This window comes from Streptomyces sp. NPDC005017 (genome assembly GCF_042873115.1).
Classification (GTDB): domain Bacteria; phylum Actinomycetota; class Actinomycetes; order Streptomycetales; family Streptomycetaceae; genus Streptomyces.
The window spans coordinates 24,749-42,845 of record NZ_JBIALD010000020.1 but is presented as its reverse complement, the minus strand read 5'-3'; the positions used below and the strand labels follow the sequence as shown (position 1 = coordinate 42,845).

The 18,097-nt window shown below is 71.4% G+C and carries 14 protein-coding genes; 9 read left to right on the top strand and 5 right to left on the bottom strand.

The window, feature by feature from the left end; genetic code table 11:
- Positions 1-284: 284 nt before the first annotated feature.
- Positions 285-1,490: a mannose-6-phosphate isomerase, class I gene (gene manA, locus ACFYR0_RS26860; RefSeq protein ID WP_389333171.1), complete on the top strand. Its 1,206-nt coding sequence runs from the start codon at positions 285-287 to the stop codon at positions 1,488-1,490.
- Positions 1,491-1,650: 160 nt separating this feature from the next.
- Positions 1,651-2,598, top strand: coding sequence for an ROK family protein (locus ACFYR0_RS26855; RefSeq protein WP_389333168.1), 948 nt, complete (start codon positions 1,651-1,653; stop codon positions 2,596-2,598).
- 129 nt (positions 2,599-2,727) lie between these two features.
- Here the strand turns inward: ACFYR0_RS26855 and ACFYR0_RS26850 are convergent, their stop codons facing one another.
- The gene (locus ACFYR0_RS26850; RefSeq protein ID WP_389333165.1) at positions 2,728-3,756 is read right to left on the bottom strand and encodes a LacI family DNA-binding transcriptional regulator; all 1,029 of its coding nucleotides are present in this window, start codon (positions 3,754-3,756) and stop codon (positions 2,728-2,730) included.
- Positions 3,753-6,182 (bottom strand): glycoside hydrolase family 2 protein, encoded by a 2,430-nt coding sequence (locus ACFYR0_RS26845; RefSeq protein ID WP_389333162.1) that lies wholly within the window; start codon positions 6,180-6,182, stop codon positions 3,753-3,755. The genes ACFYR0_RS26850 and ACFYR0_RS26845 overlap by 4 nt, the downstream gene beginning before the upstream one ends.
- Positions 6,183-6,455: 273 nt before the next feature.
- Between ACFYR0_RS26845 and ACFYR0_RS26840 the strand changes: the two genes are divergently transcribed.
- From ACFYR0_RS26840 to ACFYR0_RS26830, 3 genes are all read left to right on the top strand, one after another.
- A complete protein-coding gene (locus ACFYR0_RS26840) occupies positions 6,456-7,778 on the top strand; it encodes an ABC transporter substrate-binding protein (protein ID WP_389333159.1) in 1,323 nt (440 codons plus the stop codon).
- Between the two features lie 92 nt (positions 7,779-7,870).
- Complete coding sequence (locus tag ACFYR0_RS26835) at positions 7,871-8,848, top strand: carbohydrate ABC transporter permease (protein ID WP_389333156.1); 978 nt, start codon at positions 7,871-7,873, stop codon at positions 8,846-8,848.
- Positions 8,845-9,708, top strand: coding sequence for a carbohydrate ABC transporter permease (locus ACFYR0_RS26830; RefSeq protein ID WP_389333153.1), 864 nt, complete (start codon positions 8,845-8,847; stop codon positions 9,706-9,708). Before ACFYR0_RS26835 ends, ACFYR0_RS26830 begins: the two co-directional genes overlap by 4 nt.
- Before the next feature lie 95 nt (positions 9,709-9,803).
- Here ACFYR0_RS26830 and ACFYR0_RS26825 read toward each other — a convergent pair whose 3' ends face one another.
- Positions 9,804-11,726, bottom strand: coding sequence for a WD40 repeat domain-containing protein (locus ACFYR0_RS26825; protein ID WP_389333150.1), 1,923 nt, complete (start codon positions 11,724-11,726; stop codon positions 9,804-9,806).
- A gap of 161 nt (positions 11,727-11,887) precedes the next feature.
- Between ACFYR0_RS26825 and ACFYR0_RS26820 the strand changes: the two genes are divergently transcribed.
- The 4 genes from ACFYR0_RS26820 (at position 11,888) to ACFYR0_RS26805 (ending at position 14,574) form a co-directional block, all read left to right on the top strand.
- Complete coding sequence (locus ACFYR0_RS26820) at positions 11,888-12,142, top strand: hypothetical protein (RefSeq protein ID WP_389333147.1); 255 nt, start codon at positions 11,888-11,890, stop codon at positions 12,140-12,142.
- A gap of 142 nt (positions 12,143-12,284) precedes the next feature.
- Positions 12,285-12,920 (top strand): metal ABC transporter ATP-binding protein, encoded by a 636-nt coding sequence (locus ACFYR0_RS26815; RefSeq protein ID WP_389333144.1) that lies wholly within the window; start codon positions 12,285-12,287, stop codon positions 12,918-12,920.
- Positions 12,917-13,795, top strand: coding sequence for a metal ABC transporter permease (locus tag ACFYR0_RS26810; RefSeq protein WP_389333141.1), 879 nt, complete (start codon positions 12,917-12,919; stop codon positions 13,793-13,795). Before ACFYR0_RS26815 ends, ACFYR0_RS26810 begins: the two co-directional genes overlap by 4 nt.
- Entirely contained in the window at positions 13,744-14,574 is an 831-nt protein-coding gene (locus ACFYR0_RS26805; RefSeq protein ID WP_389333138.1) for a metal ABC transporter solute-binding protein, Zn/Mn family, read from the top strand. The genes ACFYR0_RS26810 and ACFYR0_RS26805 overlap by 52 nt, the downstream gene beginning before the upstream one ends.
- A gap of 91 nt (positions 14,575-14,665) precedes the next feature.
- Here the strand turns inward: ACFYR0_RS26805 and ACFYR0_RS26800 are convergent, their stop codons facing one another.
- Together ACFYR0_RS26800 and ACFYR0_RS26795 are read right to left on the bottom strand one after the other, a co-directional pair.
- Positions 14,666-16,339, bottom strand: coding sequence for a class I adenylate-forming enzyme family protein (locus ACFYR0_RS26800; RefSeq protein ID WP_389333135.1), 1,674 nt, complete (start codon positions 16,337-16,339; stop codon positions 14,666-14,668).
- Positions 16,336-18,075, bottom strand: coding sequence for a CoA transferase (locus tag ACFYR0_RS26795; protein WP_389333132.1), 1,740 nt, complete (start codon positions 18,073-18,075; stop codon positions 16,336-16,338). The genes ACFYR0_RS26800 and ACFYR0_RS26795 overlap by 4 nt, the downstream gene beginning before the upstream one ends.
- Positions 18,076-18,097 lie beyond the last annotated feature (22 nt).

Genomic DNA, 18,097 nt, shown 5'->3' with positions numbered 1-18,097 from the left:
TTGAGTCGTCGGGACCGGACGGCGGCGCCGCGAAGGGCGGCACGTCGAAGTCGCTCGGTCGGCCCCTGTGCGGGCCGGCGCGGGATGCCGGCCGAGAGGAGGCTGCCGCCCCCGTGCATGCCTCGTTGCCGACTGCGGCGGACGCGTCGCGCCACCGTTTCGGTTCCCCGTCCGAACTGCGGCAGTCCGTCGGCGACGGCCCGCTCCCCCATGAAGCTATACCGGTTTAATAACGGAACCTTTCCGTCATCGTCATGGTGCCGACCGACGGTTAACTTAATCGGGTGGATCTACTGGAACCGATCATCAAACCCTATGCCTGGGGCTCCCATGAGGCGCTCGCCCGACTGCGGGGGCGAGCCACTCCGTCCGTGGGGCCCGAGGCGGAGCTGTGGATGGGAGAGCACCCGGCCGGGCCCGCCGGTGTCACCCGCGACGGACGGACCCGCACCCTGCGGGACGTGGTGAGTGACGCCCCGGAACGGGAACTCGGCGCGGACTGTGTCGCCCGTTTCGGCGGCCGGCTCCCCTTCCTGCTCAAGGTGCTCGCGGCGGACCAGCCCCTGTCCATCCAGGTGCACCCCGACCGGAAGCAGGCTCACGCCGCGTTCACCGATCAGGAGCTGAGCGGGGGAGAGGGACCCTACTCCGACGACTGGCCAAAGCCCGAGCTGCTCCACGCCCTCAGCTCCTTCGAGGTCCTCGCCGGGTTCCGCACCCGTGCGGAGGCCGCCGCCGTGCTCGACGGCCTCGGTGTGGACAGGCTCCGCCCCGTCGTGACGCTCCTCGAGGACGAGGGCGACGACACCGCGCTCATCGCCGCACTGCGCGCCCTGCTGGAATGGCCGGCGCGGGACCGCGTGGCGCTGGTGCGTGAGGTCGTCCGGGCGAGCGCTCGGCAGGCGGACGGGCCGGGCCCCCACCGGGAGGCCTACGGCGCGGTGGTGCGCATGGCAGGGCACCATGCCGACGACCTGGGCCTCGTGGCCTCGCTGTTGATGCGTCATCAGGTGTTGGACGCGGGAAGCGCGTTGTACATGCCGGCCGGCGGACTGCACGCGTACGTACGGGGCGTGGGCGTGGAGCTCATGGCGGCCTCCGACAACGTGCTGCGTGCGGGGCTGACGACGAAGGAGGTGAACGTCCCGGAGCTGCTGCGGATCACCGATCCCGCGGTCCGGGTCCCCGTCGTGCGCCCCACCGCGGTCGACGGCCTGGGGGACACGCACAAGTACGAGTGCCCGGCCGAGGAGTTCACCCTCTACCGAACGGGGCTCACTGTCACGGCTGTTCCCCTGGTGCCGTCGGCCGGGCCGCGCATCGCGCTGTGCACGGCGGGTGCGGCGCGGCTGAGCGGGCCGGACGGTGAGGTGCTCTCCCTGGGGCCGGGCGACTCCTGCTTCCTCCCCGACTCCGACCGGGGGATCACCGTGTCGGGGTCCGGGACCCTCTTCGTGGCAGGGACCGGACTTGCCGTTCACCGGCCCTGAACGCCTCGTGGAAGCGAGCGTACCGGGGGGCGGCCCCGGAAAATGTGAGCCCTTCCCGCAAGCATCTGTTGACAACGTTGTCAGAAGTAAGTGCCGTCCGACTCCGCGCCTTCGCGCCCGGCGACGGCCCCGGACGTCGAACAGAGAAATGAGCCCATAGGTGTACGCAGCTATCGACATCGGCGGCACGAAGATCGCCGGAGCGCTGATCGACGACGCGGGCGTGATCGTCGAGCGGGCCGAACTGCCCACGCCTGCCCGCGAGTCCACATCCCGCCTCAGCGGCACGGTCGATGCCGTGATCGACGCGCTGGCGGCCCACGGAGCCTGGAGCGGTGTCCGCGCCATGGGGATCGCCAGTGCCGGACCGGTGGACACGGTCAAGGGCACCGTGAGTCCGGTCAACATCCCCGCGTGGCGCTCGTTCCCTCTCGTCGAGAGCGTTCGCGCGCATCCGCTGGTGTCCGACGCCGTCGAGCCGGTCCTGCTCGGGGACGCCGTGGCGATGGCGGCCGCGGAGCACTGGCGCGGTGCCGCCCAGGGTGTCGCCAACGCCTTGTGCATGGTGGTCTCGACCGGTGTCGGAGGCGGCTACGTCCTGGACGGCGCACCGCACCCCGGCCCCTCCGGCAACGCCGGTCACATCGGGCACATCTGCGTCGACATGGACGGCCCGCCCTGCGCGTGCGGCGCCCGGGGATGCGTCGAGGCGTACGCCAGCGGCACCGCCATCGCCCGCCACGCGGTGCGGCTCGGCTGGGCTCCGTCACCGGGGCAGGACGCGACCGCCGCGGCCGTGGCCGTCGCGGCGAGGGCGGGGGACGAACGGGCCCTGTCCGCCTACGACCGGTCGGCCCGTGCCCTGGCGGCGGCCATCGCGGGCAGCGCGACACTGCTGGAGATCGAGGTCGCGGTGATCGGCGGGGGAGTCGCCCAGGCCGGAGACGTCCTGTTCACCCCACTGCGGCGCCACCTGCGCGGCTTCGCGGTGCTCGACTTCGCCCGGCACGTCACGGTGCGGCCGGCCGCGCTGGCCCGGGACGCCGGACTGGTCGGCGCTGCCGCCGCCGCACGACGGACCGTACTCGAGACGGTCGCCGCTGAGTGAGGCACGAAGGCCGGCCGTGAGCGCGAGGGCGGTGGCGAGCGCCCTGCTCCCGCGCGAAGCCGGAGCGCGCAGACGACGAGGGGCCACGGCATGAGTGCCGTGGCCCCTCGTCGTCGTGGTCCCGGCCCGCTACGGGCGCGGTGGTGCGGTCGACCCGCGAGGTACCAGCTGCGGGGTCGCCACGGGCTGGGAGACCATGTCGTCTCCCGCGATCACATGGAACAGCGCCTGGGCGACCTGGGCGCCGAAGGTGTGGACATCGTGGCTCATCGCCGACAGCGTGGGATGGGTGAGACGGCACAGCTGGGAGTCGTCCCAGGCCAGCAGCGACAGCTCGTCGGGTACGGCGACGCCCATCTCGGTGGCCACGCCGAGCCCGGCGACGGCCATGATGTCGTTGTCGTAGAGGACGGCCGTCGGCCGGTTGGAGGACAGCAGCAGGGAACGGGTCGCGCGGGCACCCTCCTCGCCGGAGAAGTCGGTCTCGATGTGCCGCCCGCCGTCCAGGCCGAGCTCGCTCATCGTCCGCTGGAAGGCCTCCGCCCGGATGGCGCTGTGGCCCAGCCCGCCCGGTCCGCCCACGCGGGCGATCCGCTGGTGCCCGAGCGCGGCGAGATAGCGGACCGCCTCGCCCACGGCCGTGGCGTCGTCGGTCCACACCGAGGGGAAACCGCCCGTCAGGCTCGGGTGTCCGACGGTGACGGCGGGCAGTCCGATCCTGCGCAGCGGTTCGATGCGGGGGTCGCCCTGGCGGAGGTCGACCAGGATGGAGCCGCCGATCTGGCGCTCCCTCCACCAGCGTTCCTGAAGCTGGATCTCCTCCTCCAGCGAGCCGACCAGGCGCAGCAGCAGGGAGCAGTCGCGCTCGGCGAGCACGCTCTCGATGCCGGAGATGAACTCCATGTAGAAGGGTTCGAGGCCGAGCAGCCTGGCCGGCCGGCAGATGGCCAGGCCGATGGTGTCGACCGCCTGCCGGGACAGACTGCGCGCCGAGGAGTTCGGCGCCCAGCCCAGTTGCCGGGCCACGGCGAAGATCCGCTCGCGGGTGGCGTCCGAGACTCCCGGCTTGTGGTTGAACGCCAGTGACACCGCGCCCTTGGAGACCCCCGCGGCGGCCGCGACGTCCTTGATGGTGACGCGTTCGGTCGGTGCGGTCACGCCGGTTCCACACAGAAGAGGGCCGCTCGTACGGCGTTCGCGCCCGTCTCCTCGGCGCCGCGGACTGCCAGCCGGATCCGCTCCCCGGGCAGCAGCGTGCGCAGACCGGTGTCGCAGACGGCGGAGGTTCCGAGGCGGTCGGGCTGGAGGAGGAGATCACGTACGAGTGTGTGTGCTGTCACCACGACGTCGAGACTACCCTCACCGGCGCCGACGGAGGACGACACGGTCACGTCGTACTCGGGGGCGGGATACGCGAAGTCCTTGTCGGTCACCGGGAAGTACGGGGCGCGCAGCTCCCCTTCGTCCGCGACCAGGAACTCCTTGGCGGAGGCGGCGTCCGGCACCAGTTCCGGTGGTACCGGCCGCCGGTCGACGGTGCGCGGCGCGACGGTCAGGTCGAGGACCCGCTCGGCGAGTACGGTGCCGTCCGCACGGAAGCGGCGCAGTGTCACCGTCGCCCGCCACGGTTCGGCCGCCTGGTTGATCACGGCGAGCGTGGGCCCGTCGTCGCCGGGCTGGACGGTGAGCAGACGGTCGGCGTAGACGCGGCGCAGTTCGTGGTGGAGCGGCTTGAGGCGGCCGTCGCCGTCCACCGCGGCCCAGGAGGTCACCGGCCAGCAGTCGTTGAGCTGCCAGACGACGGTTCCGGCGCAGACGGGCCAGTGCGAGCGCCAGTGTTCGATGCCGGCGGCGACGGCGCGGGCCTGGACGAGCTGGGTGAGGTAGTGCCAGCGGTCGAAGTCGCCCTCGGGCAGCGGGAAGTGGCGGGCGACGCCGCGGTTCAGCTTGCCGTTGCCGTCCTCGGCCTTCTGGTGGTGGAGCATGCCGGGCGAGTCGGGGGCGAGCCGCTCACCGGGGAGCGCGCGGCGCAGGGTGGCGAGGGCGGGCGGTGCCTGCCAGCCGAACTCCGCGACGAACCGGGGCACACTGGCCCGGTACTCGGCGTAGTCCTGGCGGTTCCACACCTCCCAGGAGTGGTGGGTGCCGTGGTCGGGGTCGTTGGGGTGGTGGTCCCAGGAGCCGGACCAGGGGCTGCCCGCGGTGTAGGGGCGGGTGGGGTCGAGTTCCGCGACGACCCGGGGCAGCAGGCCGAGGTAGTAGCCCTCGCCCCAGGAGTCCGACTTCAGCGCGGGTTCCCAGCCCCAGTCACGGAAGCCCCAGAGGTTCTCGTTGTTGCCGTTCCACAGGACGAGCGAGGGATGCGGCATCAGTCGGACAACGTTGTCACTTGCCTCGGCCTCCACCTCTCCGCGCAGTGGCTGTTCCTCCGGGTAGGCGGCGCAGGCGAAGAGGAAGTCCTGCCAGACCATGAGCCCGAGCTCGTCGCAGACGTCGTAGAAGGCGGAGTCCTCGTAGATGCCGCCGCCCCAGACCCGGACCAGGTCCACGTTCGCGTCGGCCGCCTGGGTCAGGCGGGTGCGGTAGCGCTCGGGGGTGACCCGGGAGGGGAAGACGTCGTCGGGGATCCAGTTGACGCCTCGGGCGAAGATCCGTGCGCCGTTGACGACGAGGGTGAAGCCGGTGCCGATGTCGTCGGCCGACCGGTCGAGTCCGATCGTGCGGAAGCCGATGCGCCGGTGCCAGGAGTCGAGCGGCCGCTCCGCCGAGCCGTCCCCGGTGTCGACGAGGGTGACCTCGAGGTCGTACAGCGGCTGCTCGCCGTAGCCGCGCGGCCACCACAGTTGGGGGTCGGAGACCTCCAGGGTCAGGACGCCTCGTGTGCCGTCGACGCGTCCCCGGGCCCGCACGCCGCCGAGGGACGCCCTTACCTCGAGGTAGTGGTCGGCTCCTTGCCCGGTGCGCTCGACGTCGATCCGTACCTCCACACGGCCCGTGCCGTCGGCGAGCGTCACCAGGGGGCGGACCTGCGCGAGTCTGGCGGTGGACCAGCGCTCCAGCCGTACCGGACGCCAGATGCCGGCCGTCACCAGGGTCGGGCCCCAGTCCCAGCCGAAGCCGCACGCCGTCTTGCGGATGTACTGGAAGGGCTCCGGGTAGACGTTCGGCCGCTCACCGATCGTCGTCCGCACGGAGTCCGCCTCGTCGTAGGCGGAGGTGAACTCCACGTGCAGGCCGCCGTGGAGGCCGGTCACGTCGAATCGGTGGGCGCGGTGCATGTTGCGGGTCCGGCCCAGTTCCCGCCCGCCCAGCGTGATGACCGCCGCGGTGTCGAGACCGTCGAAGACGAGGTCGGTGCGTTCGTGCCGGCCGGCGGTGGTGTGGGCGGCGTCGACGGAGCGGCTGTAGGTCCATGTCCGCCGCCCCACCCAGGCCACCTCGTTCTCGTTGAGGCCGGTGCAGGGGTCCTCGATCACTCCCGCGGCGAGCAGGTCGGTGTGCACACAACCGGGTACCTGGGCCGGCAGCGCGCTTCCGTCGTGCCCCAGGCTCCACCCCTCGGCGAGCTGGACGACTTCCTTCATGGACGGCTCCTCCTTGCAGGACAGATCTGTCGATGTGGGTAGCGACGAGCCTCAACTTAACGCTCAGGACATGAACCGGTCTAGTCCTGAACTTCGACGGCCCGCGGAGGGAAGCTCCAGGTGAGGCACCGTTCCCCCGATGAAGGTCGTGACCGGCGTGTAACGATTAAGTATCGCGCCCATGCGTGAAGCTTTACCGGTTCATCAACGAGCTGGCATAGTCCCCGGCAACTACTGGAGCCCGAGCCGTAATCCGATGGAGGAGTGGGGCACATGGGGAAGAGAACGCCGAGCATCGCACTGCTGGTCACCGCGGCGCTCACGGTCGCGGGATGCGGCGGCGGCGCGACGCCGAACGTCGGCGAGACCGCCGCCGCACCGCTGGACGCGGACAGTGTCTCCGGCGGCATCACGGTGCTCACCAACCGTACGGACCTCGTGCAGGACGGCACGATGAAGAAGTACGCGGCGGAGTTCAACAAGACCTACCCCAAGGTGAAGGTCAGGTTCGAGGCCATCACCGACTACGAGGGCGAGGTCAGGATCCGGATGAACACCGAGAACTACGGTGACGTCCTCCTCATCCCCGGAGCGGTCGCCAAGGGCGACTACCCGAAGTTCTTCGCCCCGCTCGGCACCGCGGCCTCGATGCGTGCGAAGTACCTCTTCACCGACAAGACCGACGTCGACGGCAAGGTCTACGGCATCGGCACCTTCGGCACCGCCAACGGCCTCGTCTACAACAAGACCCTGTGGAGGAAGGCCGGCATCACCGACTGGCCGACGACGCCGCGGCAGTTCCTCGCCGACCTCAGGACGGTCAAGGAGAGAACCGGCGCCACCCCCTACTACACCAACTTCAAGGACGGCTGGCCGCTCAGCAGCCCGTGGACCAACAGCGTCGGCTCCGTCAGCTGCGACAGCAAGGCCTCCGACAAGCTGGCCGAGATGGACGACCCCTGGGCGAAGGGCACCGACCTCAACGCCCTCGACACACTGCTGCACGACATCGTGCACGAGAAGCTGTCGGAGAAGGACCCGACCACCACCAACTGGGAGAGCTCCAAGACCCTCCTGGCCAAGGGGGAGATCGGCAGCATGATGCTGGGCTCGTGGGCGGTCAACCAGATGCGTGCCGCCGCCGAGCAGGCCGGGCGCAGCCCCGACGACATCGGCTTCATGCCGGTGCCCGCCCAGAGTGTCGGCCAGTTCTGCGCGACCCTGGTCTCCGACTACCAGCAGGCCGTGAACGTCCACTCCGAGCACAAGGAGGCCGCGCGCGCCTGGATCGACTGGTTCACCGAGAAGTCCGGCTACTCCGCCAAGGAGGGCGCCGTCTCCGTGCTGCGGTCGGCCGAGCTGCCCGAGACACTGAGGGAATACATTGACAACGATGTCAAGATGGTGGAGCGTTCCGAGCTGAAGACGGCCGAGGTCAACGCCATCGACGACGCCTCGGAGATCGGTCTCAACAAGCAGGACTACCGTCAGAAGCTTGTCGACGTCGCCCGCGGTGCGCAGGGCGGCTCGCTCCAGGACTACTTCGACGAACTGAACAGGCGTTGGTCCGAGGCCAGGCAGACCGCCGGTTCCTGACCTTGCGCGTGCCCGGGTTCCGGCCGCCGGCCCCCGCGGCCGGAACCCGGCGCAACACCGCTCAGCGGACGATGAAAGGCCCTGGCCCTCACATGCCCCGATCCGTAACCACCACTCCACCGCCCGCACACGTCCCGCACGAGGACCGGCCGGCGAAGCACCGCGCGCGCCGCGCCGCCGCCCCGGGACGAGGCTCCTGGCGCGACAGGCCGATGCGCCGCCTCACCCCCTGGCTGTTCCTGCTGGCCCCGCTGGCCCTGCTGGTGACGTTCACCTACGTCCCCGTGGGCAACATGATCTACTACAGCTTCACCGACTGGGACGGCGTCAGCCCCGACCGCGACTTCGTCGGCACGGAGAACTACACCGAGGTCTTCACACGCCCCGACATGTTCCGGGTCTTCGCGGTGAGCCTGTACTACCTCGCGGCGTCCGCCGTACAGATCGCGATCGCCCTGTACCTGGCCACAGTGCTCAGCTTCGACCTGCGCTTCAGGAACCTGTTCAAGGGGATCCTGTTCTTCCCCTACCTGATCAACGGGGTCGCGATCGGTTTCGTCTTCCTCTACTTCTTCCAGGACGGGGGCACGCTCGACTCGGTCCTGTCCTGGTTCGGAGTGACCTCCGACCACGCCTGGCTCGGCGACCCGGAGTCGGCGAACACCTCCCTGGCGGGTGTGTCCGTGTGGCGGTTCACCGGACTGAACTTCGTGCTGTTCCTCGGCGCGATCCAGTCCATCCCCGGTGAGCTCCACGAAGCGGCCCAGCTCGACGGCGCGAGCCGGTGGCAGCAGTTCCGGCACATCATCGCCCCGGGCATCCGGCCCGTGCTGAGCCTCGGCGTCATCCTGGCGATCTCCGGCTCCCTCGCCGTCTTCGAGATCCCGTACATCATGACCGGCGGCGCCACCGGGACCTCGACCTTCGTGATCCAGACGGTGAAGCTCGCCTTCCAGTTCAACAAGACGGGCCTGGCCTCGGCCTGTGCCGTGGTGCTGCTGGCGATCATCCTGCTGATCACCTGGATCCAGCGCCGCCTCGTGCCCGACGAGAGGGTCGATCTCGTATGACCATCACCGCTCCCGCCGAGCGCCGGCCGCGGCGACGCCCCGGCATCGCCGGCACGCTGACCTATCTGGTCCTGATCGCCGCGTCGCTCGTCGTCCTGGTCCCGCTCGCCGTGGTGTTCCTGACCTCGCTCAAGACCTCCGGCGAGGTCGCGGACGGCAAGGGCGCGCTGGCCCTGCCGGACGACTGGCTGAACTTCTCCAACTACGTCACCGCGTTCAACGACGGCCAGATGCTCATGGCGTTCGGGAACACCGCCTTCATCCTGCTGTTCTCGATCACGGGCACCGTGGTCATCGGCTCGATGACGGCCTACGCGATCGACCGGTTCGACTTCCGCCTCAAGAAGCTGGTGATGGCGCTGTTCCTGGTCGCCACCCTGGTCCCGGGCGTGACGACCCAGGTCGCGACCTTCCAGGTGGTCAACAGCTTCGGCCTCTTCGACACCCGCTGGGCCCCGATCCTGCTCTACATGGGTACCGACATCGTGTCGATCTACATCTTCCTGCAGTTCATCCGGTCCATCCCGACATCGGTCGACGAGGCCGCGCGGCTGGACGGCGCCAACGCCTTCACCGTCTACCGCAGGATCATCCTCCCGATGCTGAAGCCGGCGATCGCGACCGTGGTCATCATCAAGGGCATCACGACGTACAACGACTTCTACGTCCCGTTCCTGTACATGCCCTCCGAGGAACTCGGCACGATGTCCACGGCGCTGTTCCGCTTCAAGGGGCCTTTCGGGGCGCACTGGGAGACCATCTCGGCCGGAGCCGTCCTGGTCATCGTCCCGACCCTGGTGGTGTTCCTCTTCCTCCAGCGCTACATCTACAACGGGTTCGCGCAGGGGTCGGGCAAATAGCCGTGCCCCGGGTGCGGGAGGGCCGGGCCGTCCGGTCCTCCCGTACATGAGCCGACCGGTTCTCGGCCCCCGTGTTCACGCCGTGGCCGGTCCGCTCACTCCTCGCCCGGCCGCGGAGCGCAGTTCTTCTCCAGCTCCGCCGCCGCCCACCGGATGGACGACTGCGGATCGTCGTGCAGGTAGCGCAAGGCAGGGAGCACCGCCCGCACGGCGGCACGGTTCTCCGCGTTCGCGCAGTCGGCGATGTCCGCGATGAGCAGCAGCAGGGTGGAACGCGCCTGGTTGTCCGGGTCGGTCATCAACTCCGCCAGGAACGGCACCGCCGGCGCCGCCGCGGTCAGCCCCGAGCCCTTGGAGACCAGCAGCCGGTAGAGGTCGTGCACCGCGTCCATGGCGGTCTTCTGCTGGTCGGAGGCCACCTTGCGGATCAGTCCGGGCACCGCGTGCGCGGGACCTCTCGCCGACCAGTACGAACCCCAGTCGATGCCGTCCAGACGCAACTGGAGGTCGCGGTGTGGCCAGAGCCTTGCCGCGTCGAGCCGCAGCGTCACCGGCCCCGACGGTCCGGTGACGCACAGTGCGCCGTCGCCGGTCAGGGTCAGATCCGTGATGCCGGTGCCGAGCGGCAGTTGGGCCACCGCGCCGGAGTCCAGGTCCCAGACGCGGACCAGCCCGTCGGCCCAGCAGCATGCCAGCGCGGGGCCGGTGGCCAGACGGGCGCCCCCGAGCGCGGTGACCGCGGTGCGCCGCCGGTCGAACGGGTACGCCCGCGGGGCACTGTCCGTGCGCCAGTAGCGCAACACACCCTGGGCGTCGCCGCTGACGACGGCGGTGCCGGTGTCGTCGAGCCGGACGCAGACGAGGGCGGTCACCGGAGCGCGGTGCAGCGACTTGGCGAAGACCTCCTGCGCGGCGGACTCCCAGACGTGGACACGGCCTTCGGCATCACCGGCGGCGGCCAGGACGGAGTCCTCGCCGAGCGCGGTGGCGGTACGGTCCGGCAGAGCCCGGAGCGCGTCGGGAACCGTGCCCTCCACGGGGGCGCTTCCGGTCGATTCCACCCGCCAGCGGCCCCGGTCGTCGCCGTCGCCGTCGGTGAGCGTCAACGGGTCGAGCCGCTCCAGGGGTTCGGGCACCTCGCTGGGGCCCTGGATGTCCTTGTCGGTGAAGGTGATCCCGAGTGTCTCGAGGACCTGGAGCAGCGCCTCGCGGGTCCGGCCCTGCATCACCAGGGCGAAGTCGGCGCCCCTGCCACGGCCGTGGACGACAAGTGCGTCCGGACCGCCGTACATCAGCGCGTCGCAGCCCATTTCCTGCCAGGGCAGCAGCCCCAACTCCCGGTACGAGGACGTCAGTCGCTCCAGGATCGCGGGGTCCGCCTCGACGTCGGCCCGACGTACCTTGAGCGTCCAGCCGTATGTTCTCGGCAGCCGCTCCAGCGCAAGCTGGAGGAAGAACTCCGACAACGACCTGCTCTGCAACTGCCAGCCGCCGCCCGTGCTGACCAGCACCCGGGGGTCGGGGTGGGAGGCCTCGGCGGCGAGGTAGGCCCACTGGTTGCAGTACTGGTACTCCGACATGAAGACGCAGATCCGCCGGTCGGTGACGTCGGGCGGCAGCAGCGGGTGGTCCTTCGGCAGTCCGTCGGCCCGCGCCGGGTCGAGGAACGTCTCTACCTCGTCCTCGTCCTCCTCGAGCTCCTGGACGTCGTCGCGCTCGCCGTACTCGTCGACCCAGATGGTCGGTGGCCACTGCGTGTGCGTCCAGTACAACCGGGGCCGGAACGAGAAGGAGTTGACCGGGGAGTCCCACCATTCGGCGAGCGCCTCGGGAATGTCCAGGCTCTCGTCGATCCCGTAGCTGGAGTTCTCCCCGCCCCACCGGGAGGCCGTCGGCTCGCCTCCCGGGTCCTCGTATCCCCACTCGCGCTGTACCGCGTCGAGCAACTCCCAGCGGCCCTTGCCCCGTTGTCTCTTGAGCCGCTCGGCGAACTGTCCGTAGTCGATGATCTCTGCCACCGAGGCATCGTACGGCTGTTCCCACGCGCGGCCCGCGAGACGTGGGTGACGGGCGTCACTCCGGCGCACGGGAACTCCCGCCACCGCGGCCCCGACCAATGGATCGGTACGGCGTGCCCCGAGTGCCGTCGTGCGAGGCGAGGCGGTCTGGAGGTCTGCGCATGCCCGAGTCCACGCGGTCCGGTGTCGGGGGTGAGGAGAAGGGCGGCGGCGCGGTACGGCAACTGCTGCCGCCACCCGCGGTGTTCGGCTTCCTCCTGCTCATGGCGGTCGTCTTCGTGGTGTCGTACGCCGTGGGCGTGAAGGTCGGCCCCGTAGGTCCCGGTACGGGCGAGAGCAGCACGACCAGCCCTGTCGGGAACGGCGGTGGCAGCCACGTTCCCGAGCACGGGCACGGGCACACCGGAGGCGGCTGACACGCTGTCGCGATGTCCGGGGTGGTGGTCCGCCCGCCGGCCGGCTGGGCCGGTGGCTGTGTGAGCCGACTCCGTTGCGGTTCACGGGAACTCACCCCCGCGCCCTTCCGACTGCTCTCTCGAACGACGAGCAGGAGGTGGGATGGACGGTCTGGATGTGCGGATGCGTGACGTCGCCTGCCGCCACGGCCGGGTCGAAGCCGTGCGCGGTGTTGATCTCGACATCGAAGGGGGCGAGCGGGTCGCGCTGACGGGTACCAACGGATCGGGCAAGACGACGTTGATCCGGGCGGTGCTCGGTCTGCACCGCCGGGCCGGTGGACGGATCCTGGTCGGCGGCCGGGGCACCGAGTCGGCGGCCGACTGGTCCTGGCGGCGCCGGGCCTGCGCCTGGATCCCGCAGAAGCCCGCGGTGGGCCGATTTCCGCTGCTCGCTGGCGAGTTGCTGGCCAGCAGCGGCGCGAGCGCCCCGGCCCTGGAGGCCGCGGACAAGCTGGGAGTCGGCGCGCTGACCGGGCGGCCGCTGCACACGCTCTCCGGAGGGCAGTTGCAGCGCGTGTACCTGGCCCGGGCGGTCGGCTGTGTCGCCGCGGGGGCCGGTGTGCTGCTGGCGGACGAGCCCACGGCGGCACTCGACTTCGCCGGGCAGGAGGAGGCCGCAGACGTGCTGCTGTCCCTGCCGGTGACGGTCGTCGTGGTCACGCACGACAGGTCGCTGGCCGAACGGTGCGACCGGACGCTGGAGATGGCCGCCGGCCGGCTGAGGGAGGTCCGGTGAACAGTCTGGCCGCGGCCGACCTCGGACAGCTCCTCCAGCTTCTGCCGGTGCAACGAGCGGGAGCGGCCCTGTTGTTGGCAGCCGTGGGTCTGCCGGTGGTCGGTGTCGTGATCGTCGGCCTGGACATCATGCCGGTGCGGTTCGCGATGATGCACGTGGCGCTGCTCGGTATCGCCCTCGGGCTGCTGACCGGGCTCGACCCGTTGCTGTGCGCACTCGTGGCGTGCGCGCTCGCGGGGGCCGGGGTCGCGCCGCTCGCCCGCACCCCGGACGGGCTGTCCGGCGCGATGGGCCTGCTGATGAGTCTGGCGATCGCCGCCGCCCTGCTGGTGCTGTCGGTGTCCGGGGTCAACGCGCAGGGTGCCTTCGCCCTGCTCTGGGGCTCGATCCTGTCCGTGGGCACCGTCGACCTGTGGCTCCTCGGCGCGCTGGCCCTCGTCGTCCCCGCACTGTTCTGGTGGCGGCGACGCGATCTGGCGCTGCTGCTGCACGACCGTGAACTCGCCGTCTCCTGCGGGGTACGCGTCGACCGGCTCACCCTCCTGCTCCTCGTCCTGGTCGCGGTCTCCGTGGCCGGGGCGATCAAACTGACCGGTGCGCTGCTCGTCGACGCGCTGACCCTGCTGCCCGCGCTGGCGGCGCGGCGGCTCGGTACGTCCCTGAAGTCCATCACCGTGTGGGCCGTCTGTATCGGCGTCGTCGTGAACCTCACCGGGTTCCTGATCGCGCTGAAACTCGACTGGCCGCCCGGACCCGTGCTCGTCCTGACCGCCGGGACCGTCGTCCTGGCCGTCCATCTCATCCCCGAACGGAGAATCAGCTCATGGCGCGCAACCGCGTCCGCATCGCCCGTGTCCCTTCCCTCCTCGCACTGAGCCTGAGCACAGCCCTGCTGCTCACGGCCACGGCGTGCGGCTCCGGCGACAAGGACGCCGCCGGCGGCCCGGACTCCGGCGCGGGCGGGAAGAACGGCGACGGCCCCGTCGTCGTGGCCACGACCACCTGGGAGGGCGCCTTCGCCAAGGCGGCCGGCGCCGAGGACGTGACGGTCATCGTCCCCTCGTCCGCGCGGCACGCCCCGGACTACGACCCCAGGCCCTCCGACCTCGCGGCCGTCGCAGCCGCCGACTTCGTGCTCTACGCCCCCTTCGAGCCGTACGCCGAGAAGATCCGGCAGGCCGCGGGGTCCAGCGCGAAGCTGGTGGAGGTCGCACTCGACAACGACGCCGGCAAGGCGAGCGCCGAAGTCACGCGCCTGGGCGCGCTGTTCGGCACGGAGGACGCCGCCGCGCGGTGGAACACGTCCTTCAAGAGCACCTACGGCACGTTGCAGAAGGACCTGAAGGCCGCCTGGCCGGGCGGCAGGGCCCCGGCCGTCGTCGCACAGGTCTTCTCCGTGTGGTCGGCCAGGATGACGGGGGCGAACGTGACGGGCACGTACGGGCCCGAGGCCGTCACCGCCGGTCAACTGGCCGATCTGGCGAAGAAGAAGCCGTCGTACGTCTTCGACAACGTGCACATGACCACGGGTGAGGTCCTCCCCGACGCGGGTGCCGAGCAGGTGGGGATCGTGAACTACCCCGGCGAGGACCTGGACCTGCTGGCGGTCTACAAGAACGCCGCCGACACGATCGAGAAGGCGATGACCGCGTGAGGCGGGAGCGTCCCTGACACACTGCCGCCGAGACCTCGGCGCACACCGGGAGGGGCCGCCGGGAATCCCCGGCGGCCCCTCCCGGTGTGCCTCACCCGGCCTGGGCGAGCGTCTCCGGCATCTGCTCGACGCACTGCTCCCGCAGCCGGGCCCGATCGGGCTTGCCGGCCGGAGTGAGTGGCAACTCGTCCAGCACCAGCAGTCGTTCGGGATGCTTGCCGCGCCCCAGGCCTCGCGCGTCCAGATGCGCGGTCAGCTGTTCCGGCGTCGGCGCCCGGCCGTGCTCGCGCGGCACCACGCAGGCCGCGAGCCGCTCGCCCATCAGCGGATCGGGCACTCCGACGCACACCACGTCCCGCACGAGCGGATGAGTGGCGAGCTCCACCTCCACCTCCGCCGGGCTGATGTTGGACCCGCCGCGGATGACGACGTCCTTGAGGCGGCCTACGACGCGCAGACCGCCGTCCTCCTCGATGACGCCGAGGTCGCCGGTGCGCACCCAGCCGTCGGCGGTGCGGTACCGGGCGTCGAGCTCGGGGGCGGCGACGTAGCACAGCGGGGTCATGGGGCCGCGGGCCACGATCTCGCCGACCGAGCCGCTGGGCACCTCCTGGAGGTCCGGTGTGCCGGGGACCGCGATGCGTATCTCGGTCACCCGGGGGTCCGGACGCCCGGCCGGGACGCCCGGTCCCTCGCCGCGCGGGGGCGCGCCGGACAGTCCGGTGTGGCAGTTGACGCCGTCGGCCGAGCCGTAGAGGTTCACCACCGGGCACCCGAAGACCCGGCGTGCCTCCTCGGCGGTGGCCTCGTCCAGCGGCGCGCCGCCGACCACGACGGCCGTCGGCGGTGTGAAGGGCCGGGTGTCCCCCTCGGCGACCCGGTCGAGCATCATCCGGATCATCGTCGGCACACCGAGCACGTGCGTGGGCCCGTGCTCGGCGAGCGCATCGAGGGCCGCCTCGGGGGTGAAGTGGTCCAGCAGGACGAGCGTGCCACCGTGCCGTGCCAGAGCGACCGCGGTGCCGTTGCTGCCGAACGCCGAGGCCAGCGGCACGAGAAAGAGGCAGACCGGCGGCCGGTCGTCGGGTATGAGCGAGGCGAGGAAGTTGCCGCGCCCGCCGGCCAGCGCGTTGTGCGAGTACGCCACCATCTTCGGCTCGGCCTCGGAACCCGAGGAGACCAGCACACGGGCGGCGGAGTCGGGATCGGGCCGCCGAGGCGTGAAGGACATGGGGTCCGTGCGCAGCAGCGAGGCGAAGGCGACAGAACCCTCGGGAGCCGTACCCGGCCCGGCGGCGATCACGTTTCGCAGTGCGGGCAGCTCGGCGGACAGGGCCAGCAGACCGGCGGCATGGCACAGGCCGCGGTGCTCGGTGGCCGCGATCACGGCGACCGCCTCCGATCTGCGCAGCAGCGAGGCCGCCTCCCGGTCGCCACGGCCCACCGGGAAGGGCAGCGCGACGGCCCCCAGCGCGGCGAGGGCGAGATCGGTGATGACGGCGTTGCGGCCGTTGGGCAGCTGTACGCCGACCACGTCACCGGCGCGTACGCCGAGGCCGGACAGTCCGGCGGCCAGTGAGCGCGCCTTGCGGTCCAGGGCGGTGTAACAGAGCTTGCCCTTGGCGTCGAGAACCGCCGTGCGGTGCAGGTCGGCGATCTGGCGGGCACGGTAGAGGCTGTACAGGTCCAGGTCGGGGCAGGTTCCGTCGAGGGCCCAGGAGCGGCGCAGCTCGGCGGGCAGCAGGTCGTGCAGGTCCACGGTCATGCGAAGCTCCAGGGGGTCGGGACGGCGGGGGCGCCGTGCGCGTCGCGGCTGACCCCGGGGGAGTCGAGGAGTCCGGCGAGGTCGGTCACCACCGGGACGGCGGCCGGCCCGTCCGCACGCAGCCGCTCCAACGCCTGACGTGTTGTCAACTCGCTTACTTCGTACGGCATCACGGTGTCGTCCGTGACCGCGATCCAGCCGTCGGCGGTGGACAGCGGGCGCCGGAACCCCGGCGGCCGGCGTGGACCGAGTCCCCGCGCCGCCCGGGCCCGAGCGGGGGCGGTGAGCACATCGGCGGCGCCGAGCAGGGACGAGTCCACGCGTACGCCGTGCCCGGTGCGCTCCCTCGACAGCAGACCCGCCGTGATCGCCTCGGCGCCGAGCAGCCCGCCGAGCACGTCGAGCAGGGTCATCAGGGAAGGGAAGGGCGCCTCGTCGGCAGGCCGTACGGCCTCACCCGCACCGGTGCGCGCCTGCACCATGAAGTCCGTACCGAGGGGCGCGTCCGGCAGCCGGCCCGCCCAGCCGCTGGTGTACGCGTACACCAGCGCGGGGTTGACCGCGGCCAAGTGCTCGTGGTCCAGACCGAGTTCGGCGGCCTTGCCCGGCGCCCAGTTGTGCAGGAACACATCGGCGTCGACGGCCAGCTCGCGCAGCCGCTCGCGCTCGGACGGGTTCTTGATGTCCACCTCGACGGCGTCCTTGCCCCGGTTCAGCGCCAGCCACCGTGCCGAGACACCGGAACACGCCGGCGGCATACCGCGCAGCGGGTCACCGCCCGGCGGCTCGATCCTGATCACCCGAGCGCCCAGCAGGCCGAGAAGGCGGGCGGCCAGCGGCGCCTGGATACGACGGCCGGCCTCCAGCACGGTGAACCCGCTGAGGGGCAGTGCGCCGGTGGCGGGCCGGCCGGTGTACGCCGCGTCCCGAGGGGAGAACTCCCATGGCGGCGCGTCGTCGCACTCGGCCGCCCGCTCGGCGAGGGACCTCAGCCGGCACACATCGGCGCCGGACAGGAGGGCGGCGTTCCGCACTCGGGCCCAGGTGCCGACCCGCGCGACCTCGTGCAGCGACTCCGGGAACGGCGCGCACGCGGTGGCGTAGCGGAACTGGAAGGGCCGCCATCCCCGGCGCATCGCCTCCTCGGGGGCGTCGAGAGCGCGCCAGAACGCCGCCCAGACGCCCGGGTCGAGCGCCTCCAGCTCGAAGACGACGCCGTCGGCCGTCGTGAACGGCGGCCCGCCGGGGACGAGTTCGGCGGCCTCACCCTCCTCGGCGCCGGCGGCGGCCAGGTACTGCGACACCGCGAGCAGTCCGGCCCGCTCCGCAGTCACCTCGACTCCGGTCACCCCGGTGCCACCGCGGGCGCGCGCCAGCAGCCCGGCCAGCAGACCCTGCACGGCCAGCACACCGGCGGCGGTGGCGGCGTAGTCGACGGCCAGGCCGCGGGGAGCCCCGTCGCGTCGGCCGTGCACCGCCATGATGCCGGTGACGGCCTGGACGGTGGCCTCGTCCATGGCGGCCTCGCCCCAGGTCGTGCGGACGGTGACCTCGCCGAGGCCGCCCCCGGCGACGGTGATCGTTCCGCCCGACCCGCCGGCGGGTCGGGCGCCGAGCAGCCGCAGATGGTCCGCGACCAGACCGTCCGCCGCACCTGGTGGGCCCGATCCCTCGAAGCGAAGTCCGCCGAGCGGTCCGGCCGTTCGCGCGATGGCCGGTGTGGCTGGAGTTGCCATGCCTCTCCTTTCCTGACGCGCG